This window comes from Actinomadura opuntiae (assembly GCF_030283205.1).
GTDB lineage: Bacteria > Actinomycetota > Actinomycetes > Streptosporangiales > Streptosporangiaceae > Spirillospora.
In genome coordinates this window covers 127,629-143,202 of sequence record NZ_JASNWF010000015.1, presented here as the reverse complement: position 1 = coordinate 143,202, position 15,574 = coordinate 127,629, and the positions used below count along the sequence as shown (strand labels likewise).

Below are 15,574 nucleotides of genomic sequence, written 5' to 3'. Positions count from 1 at the left end.
CCAGGAGAGCCCGATATGTCGCACACCCTTTCCGGGGGCACCTACCTCCTCGGCGGCGACCTCACCGTGACCCGGATGGGCTACGGAGCCATGCAGCTCACCGGCCCGAGGGCGTTCGGACCTCCGGCCGATCGGGCCGCCGCGGTCGCGGTCGTGCGCGAGGCGGTGAAGCTCGGCATCACCCACATCGACACCAGCGACTACTACGGTCCGCACGTCACCAACGAGATCATCCGCGAGGCGCTGCACCCCTACCCCAAGAACCTGCACATCGTCACCAAGGTCGGATTCGCCCGCGATGAGACGGGCGGCTGGCCCCAGGCCGCCGAATCCGACCAGTTGCGCCAAGCCGTGCACGACAACCTCACGCGCTTGGGTCTGACCTGCCTCGATGTGGTGAACCTTCGCATGGGCGGGCCCGGTGAGCCGGTGACCAAGCCCTTCACCGTCCTCGCGGAATTGCAGCAGCAGGGCCTCATCCGGCACCTCGGGCTCAGCACTGTCACCGCCGACCAGATCGCCGAGGCCAGGGCGATCGCACCCGTCGTGTGCGTGCAGAACATGTACAACATCGCCAACCGCGACGACGACGACCTGATCGACATCCTCGCCGAGCAGCAGATCGCCTACGTCCCCTACTTTCCGCTCGGCGGCTTCACGCCGGTTCAGTCCGCAATCCTCGACGACGTCGCCGCACGTCTGGGCGCGACCCCCAAGGCCGTCGCGCTGGCGTGGCTGCTTCGGCGGTCTCCCAACATCCTGCTGATCCCAGGCACGTCGTCGATCGAGCATTTGCGCCAGAACATCGGCAGCGCCGCCCTGGATCTGCCGGATGACGCCGTCACCGAACTCGACGCCATCGCCAAGTGACGACCGGCGCGGTGCTCCGTGCGCGAACGTCCGCGCCACCGGTCCAGCCGCTCGACAGCACAGCAGACAGGACACGATCATGACCGCCATTCCCAAATTCGCCCACGTCGTCTTCCAGACGTCCCAGCCCGACGCGATGCGCGAATGGTACTGCGCCCTGCTGGACGCCCACGTCGTCTACCAGGGGCACGGCCTGACCTTCCTCACTTTCGACGACGAGCACCACCGCATCGCCCTGGCCCACATCCCCGACCTTGATCGCAAGCCGCCGACGGCGGCGATCGTGAACCACGTCGCCTACACCTTCGGCTCCCTGGACGACCTGCTCGACCGATACCTCGCGCTGCGGGACAAGGGCATCGAGCCCTGGAAGCCCGTCCAGCACGGGGTCACGACCTCGCTGTACTACGAGGACCCGGACGGCAATCACGTGGAGCTGCAGGTCGACAACTTCGCCACGGCCGAACAGGCCACCGCGTACATGGAGGGGCCGGAGTACGACGCCGATCCGATCGGCGTGCGGTACCGGCCTGAGCTGATGGTGGAGGCGCGACGGGCCGGTGTGCCGGCCGCCGAGCTGCAGAGCCGGGCTTGGGCGCAGCGGACGAGTCCCGAACTCCCTCATCCCATGGCCGACGACTGAAGTCCCTGCCAAACCGACGATCGTCCACTTCTTCCATATCTATCCACGAGTGCCGTCATCTCCCGGCCCGGCGCCATCCATGGGCGCCGGTCCCGAAAAGCGGCGTAAAGAGGAGCACGGAATGCGGATCGTCAACATGGCGGGCAGGCTGGGACTGCTCGCGGGCGATGCGGTGATCGACGTCGCCGAGGCAAGCAACGGCCTGTTCTCAATGGATATTCAGGCCGTCTACCACCGGTGGACGGAGTTCAGAGCCTGGGCCGTCGAAGCCGGAGGGGCCGCGGCGAAACCGTTGGAGGAGGCGCGGCTGGATTCACCGGTTCCGCAACCGGGGCAGGTCTTCGCGATCGGTCTCAACTACCTTGACCATGCCGAAGAAGCGGGACTGGACGTGCCCACCGACTCCATGGTGGTGTTCACCAAGTTCTCCTCATCGATCACCGGGCCGTTCGCCGAAGTCGAACTGCCGCCGGGCTCGGTGGACTTCGAGGCCGAACTGGTCGTCGTCATGGGCAAGCACGCCCATCGGATCGACACGGGCCAGGCCTGGGACTGCGTCGCCGGGCTCACCGTGGGACAGGACCTGTCCGAGCGCGACACCCAGCTCCGGCCGCCCACCCCGCAGTTCAACATGGGAAAGTCCTTCCCCGGCTTCGCGCCGATGGGACCGGCTCTGGTGTCGGCCGATGAATTCAAGGACCCCGACGCCCTCGCGATCGGCTGCGCTCTCAACGGCACGCCGATGCAGCAATCACGCACCAAGCTCATGATCTTCCCGGTCGCCGAGATCATCGCGCGGCTGTCGGCGATCGTGACCCTTAAACCCGGCGACGTCATCTTCACCGGCACGCCGGCGGGCATCGGCTTCGCGCGCGAACCCAAAGTGCTACTCAAACCGGGTGACGAGCTTGTCACCAGCATCGAGGGCATCGGATCGATCCGCACGCGTTTTCGCGGCGGGTCGTGACGGTCACCCCAGCCCCCGTCTTCGCCGTCCCTGCATCCGCCACCGCACACAACCCGACCCCCAGGGAGCAGCTAATGGAATCGCAGTGCCCGATCTGTGACCTCGAGCAGGCCGACGAGTCCGACGTGGTGTTCCGCGACGAGCTCTGGGCCGCCGAGATCGTCCCCGGCTACGACGTCCCCGGGTGGTTCTTCCTGCGCGCCCGGCGCCACGCCGACCGGATCACCGGTCTCAGTGAAGGGGAGCAGGAGACGTTCGGCCGGCGAGCCGGGGATCTGGTCGCCGCCGTCACTCACGCCACCGGAGCGGAGGCGACGTACATGCTCATGTTCGGTGAGGCGTACCCCCACTTCCACGTTCTGATCACCGCCCGTACCGCCGATGTGCCCTCCGATCGCCGGTCCGGAGACATCCTCAAGCTCCGTGCCGAGCACGCCGACCCCGAGCGTGCCAGGGCTCTGGTTCCGGCCGTTCGCAACGCCTACGCGCACCGGACTTCGGGGTCGCTGGTGGCCGACGTCCTGTCGGTCGAGGGCGGCTGACCCGATGTCGGCCAGCCCGAGCCTGCTAGCCCCTCCGGACGGGGCGACGCCGCGCCTGCTCACGAGGACCGGGCAGGACAGGGGATGGCTCCACGCGACCGGAGACGCCGAGGGGGCCCGCGCATGCCGGTTGGTGAAGCGGGCTTCCCGCCGCGTGGCAAGCGGTCGGGAGCCAGCCAAAAAGCAAGGTCCCGGCGCGGGGAGCGAGCCCTCTCCCGGCACCGGGGCATCCCGCGGCGGGGAGGGTTCTCGGCGCACAACAGTTGGGAGATCTCATGATCCGCATCACCGTTCTGGGCGGCACCGGATACGCCGGGAGCGCCATCGCCCGCGAAGCGGCCGCACGGGGGCATCAAGTCGTCGCCTTCAGCCGCAACGCCCCCCGCAATGCAACCGCCGGCGTCGTCTCGGCGACCGGGTCCGTCCTTGTCCGGCGCGACCTCGAGCACGCTACGGCGGGCGCTGAGGTGATCGTCGTCGCGCTGGCGCCCAGCGGGGAACTTCACGACGACTTCGTCAAGGTGAATCAGGAGATCGCCGACATCGCCCGCGGCAGTGGTGCCCGCCTCGGCGTGGTCGGCGGGGCCGGGTCCTTGCTGGTAGCGGCCGACGGGCCCAAGGTTTACGACGCTCCGGCGTTTCCCGCGCAGTTCCGGGCCCACGCGCGCATCAGCGATGAGGTCCTGCAAGCACTGCGCAACAGCGACCCCGGTCTGGACTGGTTCGTGCTGAGCCCGCCCATGGGTTTCGGGCACTACGCGCCCGGCGAAGCGACGGGGAAGTACCGCGTGGGCGGCGAGGTCATGCTGACCGACGAAGAGGGCCTCTCGCAGATCTCCGGGGCGGACTTCGCTACGGCCTTCGTCGACGAGATCGAACGCCCCGCCCATCGCCGCCAACGATTCACCGTCGCCTCCTGACCCGGCGGCGCATCCCTGTCTATCCGCGACACGCCCAACGCGATATAAGTTATAACACTCGCTTGGTGTCACTCGGCCCGCCCGGTGACCAGCGGGTGAGGTGATCTGGAGGTTCCCTCGTGATTCTGGTGACAGCGGCCAGCGGCCGGACCGGCCGCAGCCTGGTGAGAGCGCTCGTGCGCGCGGGGAAGCGCGTCAGGGCCGCGGATATCGCGCCGTCGGTCAGTGAGCTGCGAGACCACGGAGCCGATGAGGCTGTGGTGGCCGATCTGCTCGAACCCGGCGATCTGCGCAAGGCCATGCAGGGCATCAAGTCGGTCATCCACATCGGCCCTCTGTTCCACCACCGCGAGGCGGAGATCGGGCACGCCGTGGTCGCCGAGGCGCGGCGCGCCGAGGTCGAGCACTTCGTGCAGTTCTCGGTGGTGCACCCGCAGATCGAGGCGCTGCTCAACCATCAGGCCAAACTGGCCGTGGAGCGCGCGGTGATCCAGTCGCCGATTCCGTTCACGATCCTCCAGCCGATGCACTACCTGCAGAACATCGACGTCGCCGCGACGGTCCGGTCGGGGGTGCACCGCAAACCCTTCTCCCACGACTCGCGGCTGGCGCAGGTGGACCTCGAGGACGTCACGACCGTGGCGGCCAAGGTGGTCGGGGATCCGCACCACCACTACGCGACCTACGAGTTGTGCGGTTCTGATTACGTGAACGGTCACCAGATCGCGGCCGTCATCGGGGAGGTGGCGGGACGGCCCATCACCACCGAGCTCCAGCCGCTGAGCGACTTTGCGAGCAGCGGACGTCAACGGCGCGAGGAGGACGAGTTCCCCTACGACGCCATGTACCGCCTGTGGGGCCACTACAGCCGCTACGGCATCACGGGCAACCCGAATGTGCTCGGCTGGCTGCTCGGCCGCCCCCCGACAACGCTTCGCGAGTACGTGGTGCGCGAGCTCCAGGCCGCGGCCACCGACAACTGAGCGCTTGCCGGTGACCCCGGCAGGCCCGTCGTCCACCCCGTTCCATCGTCCACCTCACCCGCTCGGCACCGCCGTGCCCGTTGGCGGTGCGGTCACCCGCCCGCATTCAGATATCCCGCGCTCTTGGGCGCGATGATCTCCGGAGGAGACGCATGACCACCCCGATGAAGACCGACCCCACTGCCGGTACCCCAGATGTGACGGAACTCGTTGCTCGCGCCGAGAGGCTGCAACCGCTGCTGCGCAAGAACTCGGCGCAGGGTGAGCAGGATCGGCGTGTGGTCGAGGAGAGCATCCAAGCCCTCAAGCAGGCGGGACTGTTCAGGATCTTGCAGCCCAAGCGCTACGGCGGATTCGAGACCTCGATGCGCGCGCTGGTCGACGTCTCCGCGGCCGTGGGCGAGGCGGACGGCGGCACGGCATGGGTGGTGTCGCTCCTCAACTCGGGTGCGTGGCTGGCCGGCTGCTTCTCCGCCCAGGCTCAGGACGACGTCTGGGGTTCGAACCCCGGCGCGCTGGTATCGGGCGTGTTCTCACCGCGCGTCGAATCCAGGAAGGTGGCCGGAGGGCATGAGGTCACCGGGAAGTGGTTCTACAATTCCGGATCCTGGCATGCCGACTGGGCCGTCCTCAGCATGCCCGTCACCGATGACGACGGCGAGGTCGTCGACATGGCCATGGCCCTGCTGCCGAGAAGCGACCTCGAACTGGAGGACACCTGGTTCGTCGCCGGGATGCGCGCCTCGGGCTCCAACTGCCTCGTCGCCAAGGACGTGTTCGTCCCCGAGCACCGGATCATGTCGGTCGGCCCGGCGATCGAGGGCGACTTCCCGACCGAGTTCACCGACGAACTCCTCTACCAATCGCCCCTCGGGCCGTTCTTCGCGGTGGGCATGGTCGGGCCGCAGCTCGGCCTCGGGCGGGCCGCGCTGGAGATCGTCAAGGCCAAGGCCGCCACCAAGGGCATCGCCAACACCATCTACGCGCGGCAAGCCGACTCAGTGGCCTTTCAGATCCAGCTGGCGCAGGCGACCATGCTGCTCGACACCGCCCACTTCCACGCCCACCGGGTGACCGACGACCTGGACAGGGCAGCGGCACGGGGCGAGAAGCTCACCTTCCTGGACAGGGCACGGATCCGTGCGGACATCGCCTGGGCCATCGAGAACGTGGTGAAGGCGACGGACATCCTGCTCTACGCGCACGGGTCGGGCGCCTTCGCCGAGGCCAACCCGCTCCAGCGGATCTGGCGCGACTCCGAGGTCGCCGCCCGCCATGCCGGCATCCTGCCGATGGTCTGCTACGAGATCTACGGCAAAGCGCTCGTCGGCTCCGACGAGCGGATCACCCCCATGATCTAGAAGGTGACAGGTCGGCAGGCGAGGAACCGGTATCGGGGGGCCAGGCCCGGCGCGGGCGAACGGGGGCGGCGCGGGCGAACGGGGGCGGCCCGGGTGAACGAGCGCGGCGGCATCGTGCAGTTCGCCACCGCCGGTCGGGACTCGGCCCGGTCAGGACTCGGACCTGGTCGCCAGGTACTGGCCGTCGGCGAGCGCCCGCAGCGCCGTCTGCTCGTTGCTGGTGAGATGGACCAGCACAGCGTCCGCGACGGCGGCGGGATCGCGCCGGCGGAATGCATCCAGGAGGCTCTCGTGAGCGTGCCGGCGACGCGGCTTGTCCTGCGGGTCGGGGTCGAGCTTGCTGAAGCCGATCCGGATGTAGCGCTCGGCGGCTCGCCACAGCGAGTTCAAAACCCGCATGTCCCACACGGTCGCCGCCGGGGCGATCAAGGCCACATGGAACTCGTGATGGGAGTCGTAGACCGTCTGAATGGTGTGCCGCTCGTCTCCGAAGTCCTCCACCTGGGCCTGAAGCCGGTCCAGCTCGGCGTCAGAGATCAGCGTGCAGGAGTGCGCCGCCAAATCGGGTTCAAGGTTGCGGCGAAGCCGGTAGATCCCCTGGAGGTCCTCCAGATACAGCGGCGCAACGCAGGCCCCCCGGCCCGGTCTGATAATCACCAGGCCTTCGTGTTCCAGCGCGCGCAACGCCTCCCGCACCGGGATGAAGCTGACGTTGAGATCGGAGGCGATCTTCCGCTGGGAGAACGTCTCGCCCGGCGCGAGCTCACCCGAGACGATCGCGCGCCGCAACTCGATGGTGACCAGTTCCGAGACCGAGCGGGGCTCAACTGGCGGGACAGGGCTGTCCGTCATCGTTCCTGCTTTCACATTCAGTCCGTCATCAAGCGCAACGGCGCCAGGGAATTCCGCGGGAACCGAACACCGCCCGATCCCTGCGATATGCTATAACACCTGTGCTTCCTTGGCTGGGGCACCTTCGGACACCGACCTGGCCCGGCAACGTCGCCAGTAGACAACGCCAATGAGATCACCGGGTGAATTCTCCCCCCGCCGTCAACCCGTAAGGAACAGCATGTCGACCACCACACGTCCCCTCCTGCAGATCCACATCGGAAGCACGCGGCCCCAGCGCATCGGGCCCGCCTTCGCCGCTTGGTTCGCCGCGATGGCCGACAAGCACGCGATGTTCGAGGTCGAGGTGATCGACCTCGCCGAGGTGGACCTGCCGTTCCTGGACGAGCCGCACCACCCCAGGCTCAGGCGGTACGTCCATCAGCACACCCTCGACTGGAGTGCCACGGTGGAGCGCGCGGACGCCTTTGTGCTGGTGACACCGGAGTACAACTACGGGTACAGCGCCGTCATGAAGAACGCCTTGGACCACCTGTGCCACGAATGGGCGGACAAAGCGGTCGGCTTCGTCAGCTACGGCGGCATCGGCGCGGGGACCAGGGCGGTCCAGCAGCTCAAGCAAGTGGTGACCACGCTGCGGATGGTGCCGGTCTTGGAGTCGGTCAACATCCCCTTCGCCATGAAGAAGCTCACTGCCGAGCACAAGTTCGCCAACGACGCCGACGCCGATCAGGCGGCGATGCTCATGCTTGACGAGCTGGCCAGAGTCACCGGGAAGCTGCGGCCGGCGAAGCGCTGAACCCGTGCATGACGCTCGGTGAACGGCCGAAGGACTTGTTCCAACAGGAGGATCGAATGGAAACAGTGGACGCGGGTGTCGGCGCACGAGAGACGCCCCTCGCCGGAAGCGGTAACGACATCGCGGTTGTCACCCAGGTCGTCCTGGCCGAGCGCCAGGGACGAGACCGCGGCTGGTGGGGCCAGATGGCGGCCCAGTATTGGCCGGACTCCTCGGTCCGTCTCAGCTGGTACGACGGCGACGGGGCCGGCTTCGTAGAAGGATCGAAGGCCATGGCCCGACGGGGAGCTGTGGCCACCCACCATCTGCTCGCACCGGTCGTGCATGTGCGAGGCGACAGAGCCTACGTCGAGGTGTCCGTCGCAATGCGGTTCCAGGTCGAAGTCGACACTGTGATGGGCGATCTGATCTCCCATACCCGCCTGAACTACCGCCTGGAACGCCGAGCCGGCATCTGGAAGATGCTGTCCCTCGACGCCGTCTACGAATCCTCCACGCTCACCCCCTCGATACCGGGCCAGACCATCCAGATTCCCCCCGAAGAACTCGCCGACTACCGGCCCAGCTACGCGGTACTCGCTTGGAACACCGCGCGGGAAGGACGTTCCCCCAGCCAGGACGAACTCGGCGATGACCGCCCCGAGGAACTGGCCGCCTTCTACGTCGCCGTCTGGAAATGGCTCAACGGTGGCGGCTAACTGTGCGCGCCTTGAACCGCCAACGTCGCCTCGTCGCCACTGGCGCGTGCGGCCCGGCACCTGGCCAGACCACCTTGCACGGTCTCTTGACGCCTGTGGATGGCGGGCTGATCGAACACGTCGGTCGCGGCGCGGTACAGCCGCCTCGGCTTCGTACGGCACCACCAGGATCGGCCGGGTGACATCCAGGCCGCGTTCACGTAAATCCACCAGCAGATCGCGGGCCAATTCGCGTTCCGCACCCTCACCCTCCTTCCCCCATGCTCTTCACGCCCCCGCTGGTCTCCTTCGCCGTCGCCCCCGGGGCCGTCGCGGTCGAGTACGCCGGTGTCGTGTTCCACCTGGCCATCATGTCCATCGTCTCCCGCATGCCCACCCCCATGTGGGTGAAGGCGGCCGGCTTCGGATGGCTCACCCTCGACGTCCTGTCGGCGTGCTGGCCCGCTCGGGCACCCCGGCGCCGATGCGGCCGGGCCGGAGCCGGGCGCTGCGCATGGAGTACTCGGCGCTGCCCTACCAGCGGCTACTGGAGGTCGACGAACGGCTGGCCCCCGGCCGGGGCTTCCTCCTCCGCCTGCTGCCGTACGGCGACGGCGACGGCGACGGCAACGGCGTACGCGTGGAGGTGCACGGCAGCGGCGGCGTATTGGCCATACCGCAGGTGTGCGGAAGGGAGTACGGCGAAGGCGGCCGGGGGCTGCTGCTGGTGTCGGAGCTGGCGGACAAATGGGGGGTGGCGGAGCGCGTTCCCGGCGAGATGGTGTGGTGCGAGCTGGGCGCCTAGCTTTGCCGGTGGGCATGCGGAGGGTGGGGGACCGAGGCTTCCCAGTGGGTACGGGTAGTGATATCAAATATATCGATTCCTCCGATCGAGCGTCTGGAGCCCTCGTGATCCTGGTAACCGCAGCAAGTGGCCGCACCGGCCGTAGCGTGATCCGCGCCCTGACGCGCCTGGCTAAAGAGGTCCGGGCCGCGGACATCGCGCCTTCGGTCCACGAGGTCCGCGAACTCGGCGCGGCCGAGACCGTCGTGGCCGACCTCCTGGAACCGTCCGATCTGCGCAAGGCGATGGAGGGCGTGGAGTCGGTCGTCCACATCGGGCCGCTCTTCCACCACCGCGAGGCCGACATCGGCCGTGCCGTCGTCGCGGAGGCGCGCCGTCACGACGTTCAGCACTTCGTGCAGTTCTCCGTGGTGCACCCGCAGATCGAGCAGTTGCTGAACCACCAGGCCAAGCTGGCGGTGGAGCGCGCCGTGATCGAGTCCCCGATTCCGTTCACGATCCTGCAGCCGATGCACTACCTCCAGAACATCGACGTCAACGCCTCCGTCGCGTCCGGCGTCTACGCCAAGCCGCACTCGGCCGACTCCCGTCTTGCGCACGTCGACCTGGAGGACGTCACCGAGGTGGCGGCGCAGGTGGTCGGCGATCCTCACCACCACTACGCGACCTACGAACTGTCGGGTGCCGACTACGTCACGGGCCACGAGATCGCCGAGGTCCTCGCCGAGTTGTCGGGCCGCCCGGTCGTCGCCGAGGTCCAGGCGCTGAACGACCTCGTGAGCCCCGAGCGCCAGCGACTGGCCGAGGCCGAGTTCCCGTACGACATCATGTACCGACTCTTCGGCCACTACAGCCGCTACGGCATCACGGGCAACCCCAACGTACTGACCTGGCTGCTCGGCCGGGCGCCGACGACGCTGCGCGAGTACGTCCAGCGCGAACTGGACGCCGCCAGGCCCTGACCCCACGGCCGCACGCCCCTCAGCGACACTCCAGGTGAGAGCAGTCCGGATCGGGGCCGCGGGTGATGGCTATCACGTCGCCAAGCCGTCGCCGAGCCGGTCGCGGACGGCGGGGGAGCCCCTCTAACCAGGTTCAACTGGTGATGGTGGGTGTGGTGGTCAGGGTGAGGCCTGTGGGATTCAGACAGCCGTTGATTACGTCGGGGTGGTGCTGGATCACCTTGAGCCGGTGCTTGATCATGCCCGCGAGGTGGTCGAGGTCGGTGGCCAGGAAGTTGGTCATGGAGCGCTTCAGCGCCGACCACACAGCCTCGGCCGGGTTGAGTTCAGGGGCATAAGGGAACCTGCACCGACCAGCCGTTACGGCGCAACAGCAGCGACACCCCGGGCAGGGTGTAGTCGATGCCGAACAGCTCTTTGATGAGCGCGGTCATCCGGCCAAGCGTCCACCGCTGGTCATCGGCGTAGCCGTGCGCAGCCGGGCCACGATTCAGCTCGGCTTCCAACTTGGCGAACTGCGCCTGGTCCAGACGCAGCCGCTCGTGCGGCCCTTGGACCGCAGCGCATGAACCCCGCCCTGACGCCAGGCCTGCCGCCATTTCTCCACCTGCCGCAACCCGACCCGCAACTCGGCGGCGACCTCCGCGTTTGCACGACCCTCAGCAAACCACTGTGCCGCCTGCAGCCGGACAAGCTCCCGACGTGCACGCCCAACGCCGGTCATCCCGCCGCCCCGGTGGTATCTGGCCATGCCACCGGCAAACGCCCCCGCAACCGGCCGGTCCACTCACCCAACCGCCACGACCCATAAACCCTGGTTAGACGCGGATGGAACCATCCGGCAGTGCGGGCGGCTCAGGTGTGTGGAGCTTGTAACTTCAGGTGTGGAAAGTTCTTGCAGATAGACGGTGAAGTCTGGTTTACCTGATGCGTCCTGGATAGGCGTCGGCGAGTTCGTTGAGTGTTTCGCGCCATCCGGCGGCGCGTTGTCCTTCGACGAGGCGTGCGGGTGAGAAGGCGTGCTTGTCGCCGTTGTGGCGTTTGGTGGCGCGTTCGCGGGCGCGTTTGTCCTCGATGTTGACGATGGCCAGCCACAGGAGCTTGACCACGGCGTCGTCGGTGGGGAAGTGCCCGCGGGCCTTGGTGACCTTGCGGAGCTGGTAGTTCAGCGACTCGATCCCGTTGGTGGTGTAGAGCAGCTTGCGGACCGGGCGGGTGAAGGCGAAATAGGGCGTGAACCGGTCCCAGGCGTTCTCGAACACCTTCACCGCCTGGGGATACCTCTTGCCGAGGTCGGTGTCGGCGAACTCGGCCAGAGCCTCCAGCGCCGCGTCGGCGTCGACGGCGGTGTAGATCTTCTTGAGTTCCCTGGCTACCGCCCCGGCGTCCTTGCGGGCGACCGGCCGCAGCGCATTCCGGATGAGGTGAACCACGCAGGTCTGGACCACGGTGGCGGGGAACGCGGCGCCGATGGCGTCCTCGAACCCCTTCAGCCCGTCGCAGCAGGCGATGAGGATGTCGCGGACGCCGCGGTTGCGCAGGTCGGTGGTCACCGAGGTCCAGAACCGCGAGCTCTCGCCGGCGGTGGCGCTCTCGGCCGGGGTGCGCGCGAGCCAGATGCCCAGGACGTGCTTGTGCCCGTCGGTGTCGATCCCGACCGCGATGTAGGCGGGCTTGTTCTGCACGACATGGTTGTCTGTGACCTTGACCACGAGCGCATCCAGGAACACCACGGCGTAGGTGGGGTCCAGCGGACGGGTCTGCCATGCCTTGACCTCGTCCATCACCTGGTCGGTGATGCGGGAGACCTGCTCGTGCGACAACTCGGTGCCATACACCTGCTTGAGGTGGTGCAGGATGTCGCGCACGCTCATGCCGTGCGCGTACAGCGAGATGATCATGTCGTCCAGGCCGCCGGCGATGCGCCCGGCCCGCTTGGGCACCAGCACCGGCTCGAACGTCCCCGCCCGGTCCCGCGGCACCGACAGCCGGACGGGACCGACCCCGGTCTGCACCGTCTTGCCCTTGCCCCGCCCGTTGCGGGAGTTGCCCGAGTTGTTCCCGGCCACGTTGTGCTTGCCGTAGCCCAGGTGCGCGGTCAACTCGGCCTCCAATGCCCGCTCGAGCACCGCCTTGACCAGCTCGCCGAGCATCGACCCCTCACCGGTCAACCGCAGCTGCCCGGCCTCGTCGCGGGAGCGCTCGGCCAGCAGGTCCAGCACCTCATCGCTCAGCAGCTCGCGGACCGGCACATCCCGGCTCCCTGCCGGCACCGGCACCAACCCGGCCGCACCCGCCCCCGGTCTGGGCGACACTCCCATTTCCCTCGATCACGCTCATGGCTACGAATCCCCCCGAATTCGATGGATGATCTTCCTGCCGATCATCTACCCGCCAAGATCATTTTCACCCCTGGAGAGATACCCCCGTGTGTGTGCGGTGCGGCGGCGGTCGGGGGTGAGGAGGTAGGCAATCGCCATGTCCGCGAGTTCGTCCGCGTACTGGCGCCTGGCTGTCTCGCCCGTGACGGGGTCGGGGCGCACCGAGTTGTGGAAGCAGGCGCCCAGGACGGCGCGGGCCGCGGTGTCCAGCGCTTGCTGCGGGTAGGGGTGCTGGATCTGGTCGGTGTAGGGGGCTGCCGCTTGGAGCAGGAGACGGTGGATTTCGGTGATGGTGCGGGCTCCGCGGTTCAGTGACGTGGTTCCCCGCGTGCGTAGCAGTTCGGGGAAGAGCCTGTTGCTGTCGGCGAAGGACTGCAGCAGGGCGTGCGCGTAGGCGTCCAGGACACCCGACAGTGACGGCTCGGCCGTGCGCAGTTGCTCGGCCATGTACTCCTCGCGGCGTTCCAGCATCCGCTCGCTCAGGGCGGTGATCAGCTGCTCCTTGTCTTCGAAGCGGCGGTAGATCGTGCCGACGGAGACGCCGGCGCGCTCTGCGACGCCGGCCATCGTCATCTCCTCCAGACCGGACGAAGCGGCGATCTCCTCGGCCGCCCGCAGGACGCGCGCCAGTGTCGCGGCGCTGCGTGCCTGCCGGGGTTGCCGGTAGCGCAGTGGGCGGTCCGGCTCCTCAGTCACGTCCCGCATCGCAGTGGCGGAGGTCTCAGCAGGTTCTTTTGACAACGGGTCCACTCCTCTGGGTACTCTCCAACATGAGAACGCGAGTTCGCATTCACATATTATCATCTGGAGGTTCGACCATGACCGACAACCAGACTCGCCCGCCGGTGACCGTGACACTGGAGTCAGGGCCCGCCGATGGGAGCATCGACGACTTCGAGCTGTTCTACGCCCGTCGTGCCCTGGACCGCTTGCGGACGCGGCTGGGACGCCAGGGCCTGCTCGAGTTGTTGGCCGCCGACATTGAGGAAGGCAACGCCTTCCTGCGCGAGTGCGCCCGCACCTCCGACGGCCGCTTCAAGGGGGGCACGACCGTGCTCACGACGACAGGCCTGACCTCGGGTGCGTTCCTGGCCTGGATGGACAGGGCTTTCGTCGGCGACGAGCGCGCGCTCCTCGCGGCGCACCCCGAGCACTACGTGATGGGCCCCGATGACATCGGCGCGCGCGTGGTGGAGAACATCGGCCCCCACGTCTGCTCCTTCTACATGGGCGGCTGGGGATCGAACGCGGTGGCCTGGGCCGCGGACGCGGACGAGCTTCTCCCGAAGTCGGAGTTTCCGCACAAGATGTCCTCGAACTTGTTCCTGGCCGACGGCACGGTCGTCGGGCGGGCTCTGATCCAGTTCGGTGACACCGCTGACGGCTTCACGGCGAACTTGAGCGTCTACTTCCCCGTCACCTGCCCGGACGAGGTCCTGGACCACCACCTGCGGCACTACGCCGTCGAGTTCAGGAACTGGATCACCGCCGCCGCCGCTGCCCGTGCCTGAGGTTCTGGGCCACAGGTCGGGCAGCTTCGGCCACAGCGGGCCAGATGCCCCGACCTGTGGTCGGCGGTTCCGGCACGTACGACGCCCGCACCGCTACCGACCGCATGAGGGCGACACCGACCGCGCCTCGGGGAACCGGGGCACGGGGAACCGGGGTACACGGGGTACGGGCGCGCCGCGCAGTCCGTCCGGCCTTCTCCATCACCCCGCCAGAGAAGGGCTCCGCCCTCTCCCCGCACGGCAAAGCACAGAAAGACCCAAACGATGTCCAAGCACTCCACGCCGCCCGGTACAACACGCAAGCTGACCCTGGTCGTCCTCGGCCTGGCCGCCCTGATCACCACGATGCTGTGCGCCTTCGCGCTGCCCTCCCTCAACAGCGGCCCCCACCACATCCCCATCGGCGTCAGCGGACCCCAGCAGACCACCGAAGCTCTCCAGGACAAGCTCGACGGAAAGGCGTGGGACCTAAGCCTCTACCAGACCTCCGACGCCGTCCAAACCGCAGTCAAACACCGCGACGTCGCGGGTGGACTCGCGGTCACCGGCCACGGCGTCGATATCTACACCGCCACCGCGGGCGGCCCCTCCGCCACCAGCGCCCTCACCGCGCTGGGCGACAGCCTCGCCGCACAGCACGCGACCACAGCCTCCACCCATGACCTGGCACCCTTCACCCAGCACGACCCCCACGGCACCGGGCTGACCTCTGCGCTCCTACCCATGATCTTCGGCGGAATTTTCCCCGCCCTGATCCTCAGCAGCATCTTCCCCGGCCACCGCGGATTGCGGACCCGCCTGACAGGGGCCCTGCTGTTCTCCACCGCCGCGGGCGCCGCCGTCGCCGCCGTCCTGCAGTTCGCGACCCACTCGATCGACGGCAACTACGCGCTCACCGCCCTCGGAGTCATCCTCGGCATGGCCGCGATGTCCACCACCCTCCTGGGACTCCAGGCCCTCCTCGGCATGGCCGGCTTCGCCCTCGGCGGCGCGCTGATGATGCTCCTGGGCAACCCCCTCTCGGGCCTGGCCACCGGACCCCACTGGCTCCCCACCGGCTGGGCCACCCTCGGCCAACTCCTTCCCCCGGGAGCCTCCGGCAGCCTCCTGCGTGCCAACGCCTTCTTCGACAGCACCGGCGCCGGCCTCCCCGCCCTCGTCCTCACCGCCTGGGCCGCTATCGGAGTCGCCCTCACCCTCCTCGCCGACCAGCGCGGCAGACACACCGCCTCCTCCACCCCCGATACGCCACCACAGCAGAGCACCCACCACCGAGCGACACAACGGCCATTGTCATAAAC

The 15,574-nt window shown here is 68.0% G+C and carries 20 protein-coding genes; 13 read left to right on the top strand and 7 right to left on the bottom strand.

The window, feature by feature from the left end:
• Window positions 1-15 precede the first annotated feature (15 nt).
• The 7 genes from QP089_RS30385 (at window position 16) to QP089_RS30355 (ending at window position 6,286) form a co-directional block, all read left to right on the top strand.
• Window positions 16-870: an oxidoreductase gene (locus QP089_RS30385; RefSeq protein ID WP_285916119.1), complete on the top strand. Its 855-nt coding sequence runs from the start codon at window positions 16-18 to the stop codon at window positions 868-870.
• Between the two features lie 79 nt (window positions 871-949).
• On the top strand, window positions 950-1,513 hold the full coding sequence (locus QP089_RS30380; RefSeq protein ID WP_285916117.1) for a VOC family protein: 564 nt from the start codon (window positions 950-952) through the stop codon (window positions 1,511-1,513).
• 121 nt (window positions 1,514-1,634) lie between these two features.
• On the top strand, window positions 1,635-2,480 hold the full coding sequence (locus QP089_RS30375; RefSeq protein ID WP_285916116.1) for a fumarylacetoacetate hydrolase family protein: 846 nt from the start codon (window positions 1,635-1,637) through the stop codon (window positions 2,478-2,480).
• Between the two features lie 74 nt (window positions 2,481-2,554).
• The gene (locus QP089_RS30370) at window positions 2,555-3,022 is read left to right on the top strand and encodes a hypothetical protein (protein ID WP_285916114.1); all 468 of its coding nucleotides are present in this window, start codon (window positions 2,555-2,557) and stop codon (window positions 3,020-3,022) included.
• A 275-nt stretch (window positions 3,023-3,297) separates the two neighbouring features.
• Window positions 3,298-3,942: an NAD(P)-dependent oxidoreductase gene (locus QP089_RS30365; RefSeq protein ID WP_285916113.1), complete on the top strand. Its 645-nt coding sequence runs from the start codon at window positions 3,298-3,300 to the stop codon at window positions 3,940-3,942.
• Between the two features lie 119 nt (window positions 3,943-4,061).
• Window positions 4,062-4,925 (top strand): SDR family oxidoreductase, encoded by an 864-nt coding sequence (locus QP089_RS30360; protein ID WP_353070642.1) that lies wholly within the window; start codon window positions 4,062-4,064, stop codon window positions 4,923-4,925.
• A 152-nt stretch (window positions 4,926-5,077) separates the two neighbouring features.
• Entirely contained in the window at window positions 5,078-6,286 is a 1,209-nt protein-coding gene (locus QP089_RS30355; RefSeq protein ID WP_285916112.1) for an acyl-CoA dehydrogenase family protein, read from the top strand.
• A 150-nt stretch (window positions 6,287-6,436) separates the two neighbouring features.
• On the opposite strand, the gene QP089_RS30350 is transcribed toward QP089_RS30355, so the two are convergent.
• Window positions 6,437-7,138 carry a GntR family transcriptional regulator gene (locus tag QP089_RS30350; protein WP_285916110.1) on the bottom strand — a complete coding sequence of 234 codons (702 nt, stop codon included), beginning with the start codon at window positions 7,136-7,138 and terminating at the stop codon, window positions 6,437-6,439.
• 220 nt (window positions 7,139-7,358) lie between these two features.
• Here QP089_RS30350 and QP089_RS30345 point away from each other — a divergent pair, with 220 nt between their 5' ends.
• Both QP089_RS30345 and QP089_RS30340 read left to right on the top strand, forming a co-directional pair.
• Entirely contained in the window at window positions 7,359-7,937 is a 579-nt protein-coding gene (locus tag QP089_RS30345; RefSeq protein ID WP_285916108.1) for an NADPH-dependent FMN reductase, read from the top strand.
• A gap of 56 nt (window positions 7,938-7,993) precedes the next feature.
• Window positions 7,994-8,635 (top strand): nuclear transport factor 2 family protein, encoded by a 642-nt coding sequence (locus QP089_RS30340; protein ID WP_285916106.1) that lies wholly within the window; start codon window positions 7,994-7,996, stop codon window positions 8,633-8,635.
• A 244-nt stretch (window positions 8,636-8,879) separates the two neighbouring features.
• Here the strand turns inward: QP089_RS30340 and QP089_RS30335 are convergent, their stop codons facing one another.
• The gene (locus QP089_RS30335) at window positions 8,880-9,050 is read right to left on the bottom strand and encodes a hypothetical protein (RefSeq protein ID WP_285916104.1); all 171 of its coding nucleotides are present in this window, start codon (window positions 9,048-9,050) and stop codon (window positions 8,880-8,882) included.
• Between the two features lie 18 nt (window positions 9,051-9,068).
• Between QP089_RS30335 and QP089_RS30330 the strand changes: the two genes are divergently transcribed.
• Together QP089_RS30330 and QP089_RS30325 are read left to right on the top strand one after the other, a co-directional pair.
• The gene (locus QP089_RS30330; protein ID WP_285916101.1) at window positions 9,069-9,419 is read left to right on the top strand and encodes a hypothetical protein; all 351 of its coding nucleotides are present in this window, start codon (window positions 9,069-9,071) and stop codon (window positions 9,417-9,419) included.
• Window positions 9,362-10,381, top strand: coding sequence for an SDR family oxidoreductase (locus QP089_RS30325; protein WP_353070641.1), 1,020 nt, complete (start codon window positions 9,362-9,364; stop codon window positions 10,379-10,381). Before QP089_RS30330 ends, QP089_RS30325 begins: the two co-directional genes overlap by 58 nt.
• 133 nt (window positions 10,382-10,514) lie before the next feature.
• On the opposite strand, the gene QP089_RS30320 is transcribed toward QP089_RS30325, so the two are convergent.
• The 5 genes from QP089_RS30320 to QP089_RS30305 all read right to left on the bottom strand — a co-directional run bounded on the left by QP089_RS30320 (window position 10,515) and on the right by QP089_RS30305 (window position 13,458).
• Window positions 10,515-10,664 (bottom strand): hypothetical protein, encoded by a 150-nt coding sequence (locus QP089_RS30320; RefSeq protein WP_285916099.1) that lies wholly within the window; start codon window positions 10,662-10,664, stop codon window positions 10,515-10,517.
• Between the two features lie 43 nt (window positions 10,665-10,707).
• On the bottom strand, window positions 10,708-10,980 hold the full coding sequence (locus QP089_RS30315) for a helix-turn-helix domain-containing protein (protein WP_285916097.1): 273 nt from the start codon (window positions 10,978-10,980) through the stop codon (window positions 10,708-10,710).
• Window positions 10,872-11,105 (bottom strand): helix-turn-helix domain-containing protein, encoded by a 234-nt coding sequence (locus tag QP089_RS48900; protein WP_353070640.1) that lies wholly within the window; start codon window positions 11,103-11,105, stop codon window positions 10,872-10,874. The genes QP089_RS30315 and QP089_RS48900 overlap by 109 nt, the downstream gene beginning before the upstream one ends.
• Window positions 11,106-11,301: 196 nt before the next feature.
• Window positions 11,302-12,702 carry an IS256 family transposase gene (locus QP089_RS30310; RefSeq protein ID WP_285916096.1) on the bottom strand — a complete coding sequence of 467 codons (1,401 nt, stop codon included), beginning with the start codon at window positions 12,700-12,702 and terminating at the stop codon, window positions 11,302-11,304.
• A gap of 66 nt (window positions 12,703-12,768) precedes the next feature.
• Window positions 12,769-13,458, bottom strand: a complete 690-nt coding sequence (locus QP089_RS30305; RefSeq protein WP_285916094.1) for a TetR/AcrR family transcriptional regulator — start codon at window positions 13,456-13,458, stop codon at window positions 12,769-12,771.
• Between the two features lie 122 nt (window positions 13,459-13,580).
• On the opposite strand from QP089_RS30305, the gene QP089_RS30300 reads away from it, so the two are divergent.
• Window positions 13,581-14,273, top strand: coding sequence for a hypothetical protein (locus QP089_RS30300; RefSeq protein WP_285916092.1), 693 nt, complete (start codon window positions 13,581-13,583; stop codon window positions 14,271-14,273).
• Between the two features lie 264 nt (window positions 14,274-14,537).
• Window positions 14,538-15,572: a hypothetical protein gene (locus tag QP089_RS30295; RefSeq protein WP_285916090.1), complete on the top strand. Its 1,035-nt coding sequence runs from the start codon at window positions 14,538-14,540 to the stop codon at window positions 15,570-15,572.
• The last annotated feature ends 2 nt before the right edge of the window (window positions 15,573-15,574 follow it).

Bases quoted from the DNA above. Each gene is read 5' to 3' on its own strand.
- QP089_RS30355 (WP_285916112.1), top strand. From the start codon at position 5,078: ATGACCACCCCGATGAAGACCGACCCCACTGCCGGTACCCCAGATGTG.
- QP089_RS30315 (WP_285916097.1), bottom strand. From the start codon at position 10,980: ATGGCGGCAGGCCTGGCGTCAGGGCGGGGTTCATGCGCTGCGGTCCAA.
- QP089_RS48900 (WP_353070640.1), bottom strand. From the start codon at position 11,105: ATGACCGGCGTTGGGCGTGCACGTCGGGAGCTTGTCCGGCTGCAGGCG.
- QP089_RS30310 (WP_285916096.1), bottom strand. From the start codon at position 12,702: ATGGGAGTGTCGCCCAGACCGGGGGCGGGTGCGGCCGGGTTGGTGCCG.
- QP089_RS30385 (WP_285916119.1), top strand. From the start codon at position 16: ATGTCGCACACCCTTTCCGGGGGCACCTACCTCCTCGGCGGCGACCTC.
- QP089_RS30320 (WP_285916099.1), bottom strand. From the start codon at position 10,664: ATGACCAACTTCCTGGCCACCGACCTCGACCACCTCGCGGGCATGATC.
- QP089_RS30340 (WP_285916106.1), top strand. From the start codon at position 7,994: ATGGAAACAGTGGACGCGGGTGTCGGCGCACGAGAGACGCCCCTCGCC.
- QP089_RS30300 (WP_285916092.1), top strand. From the start codon at position 13,581: ATGACCGACAACCAGACTCGCCCGCCGGTGACCGTGACACTGGAGTCA.
- QP089_RS30380 (WP_285916117.1), top strand. From the start codon at position 950: ATGACCGCCATTCCCAAATTCGCCCACGTCGTCTTCCAGACGTCCCAG.
- QP089_RS30370 (WP_285916114.1), top strand. From the start codon at position 2,555: ATGGAATCGCAGTGCCCGATCTGTGACCTCGAGCAGGCCGACGAGTCC.
- QP089_RS30345 (WP_285916108.1), top strand. From the start codon at position 7,359: ATGTCGACCACCACACGTCCCCTCCTGCAGATCCACATCGGAAGCACG.
- QP089_RS30350 (WP_285916110.1), bottom strand. From the start codon at position 7,138: ATGACGGACAGCCCTGTCCCGCCAGTTGAGCCCCGCTCGGTCTCGGAA.
- QP089_RS30375 (WP_285916116.1), top strand. From the start codon at position 1,635: ATGCGGATCGTCAACATGGCGGGCAGGCTGGGACTGCTCGCGGGCGAT.
- QP089_RS30295 (WP_285916090.1), top strand. From the start codon at position 14,538: ATGTCCAAGCACTCCACGCCGCCCGGTACAACACGCAAGCTGACCCTG.
- QP089_RS30325 (WP_353070641.1), top strand. From the start codon at position 9,362: ATGGGGGGTGGCGGAGCGCGTTCCCGGCGAGATGGTGTGGTGCGAGCT.
- QP089_RS30365 (WP_285916113.1), top strand. From the start codon at position 3,298: ATGATCCGCATCACCGTTCTGGGCGGCACCGGATACGCCGGGAGCGCC.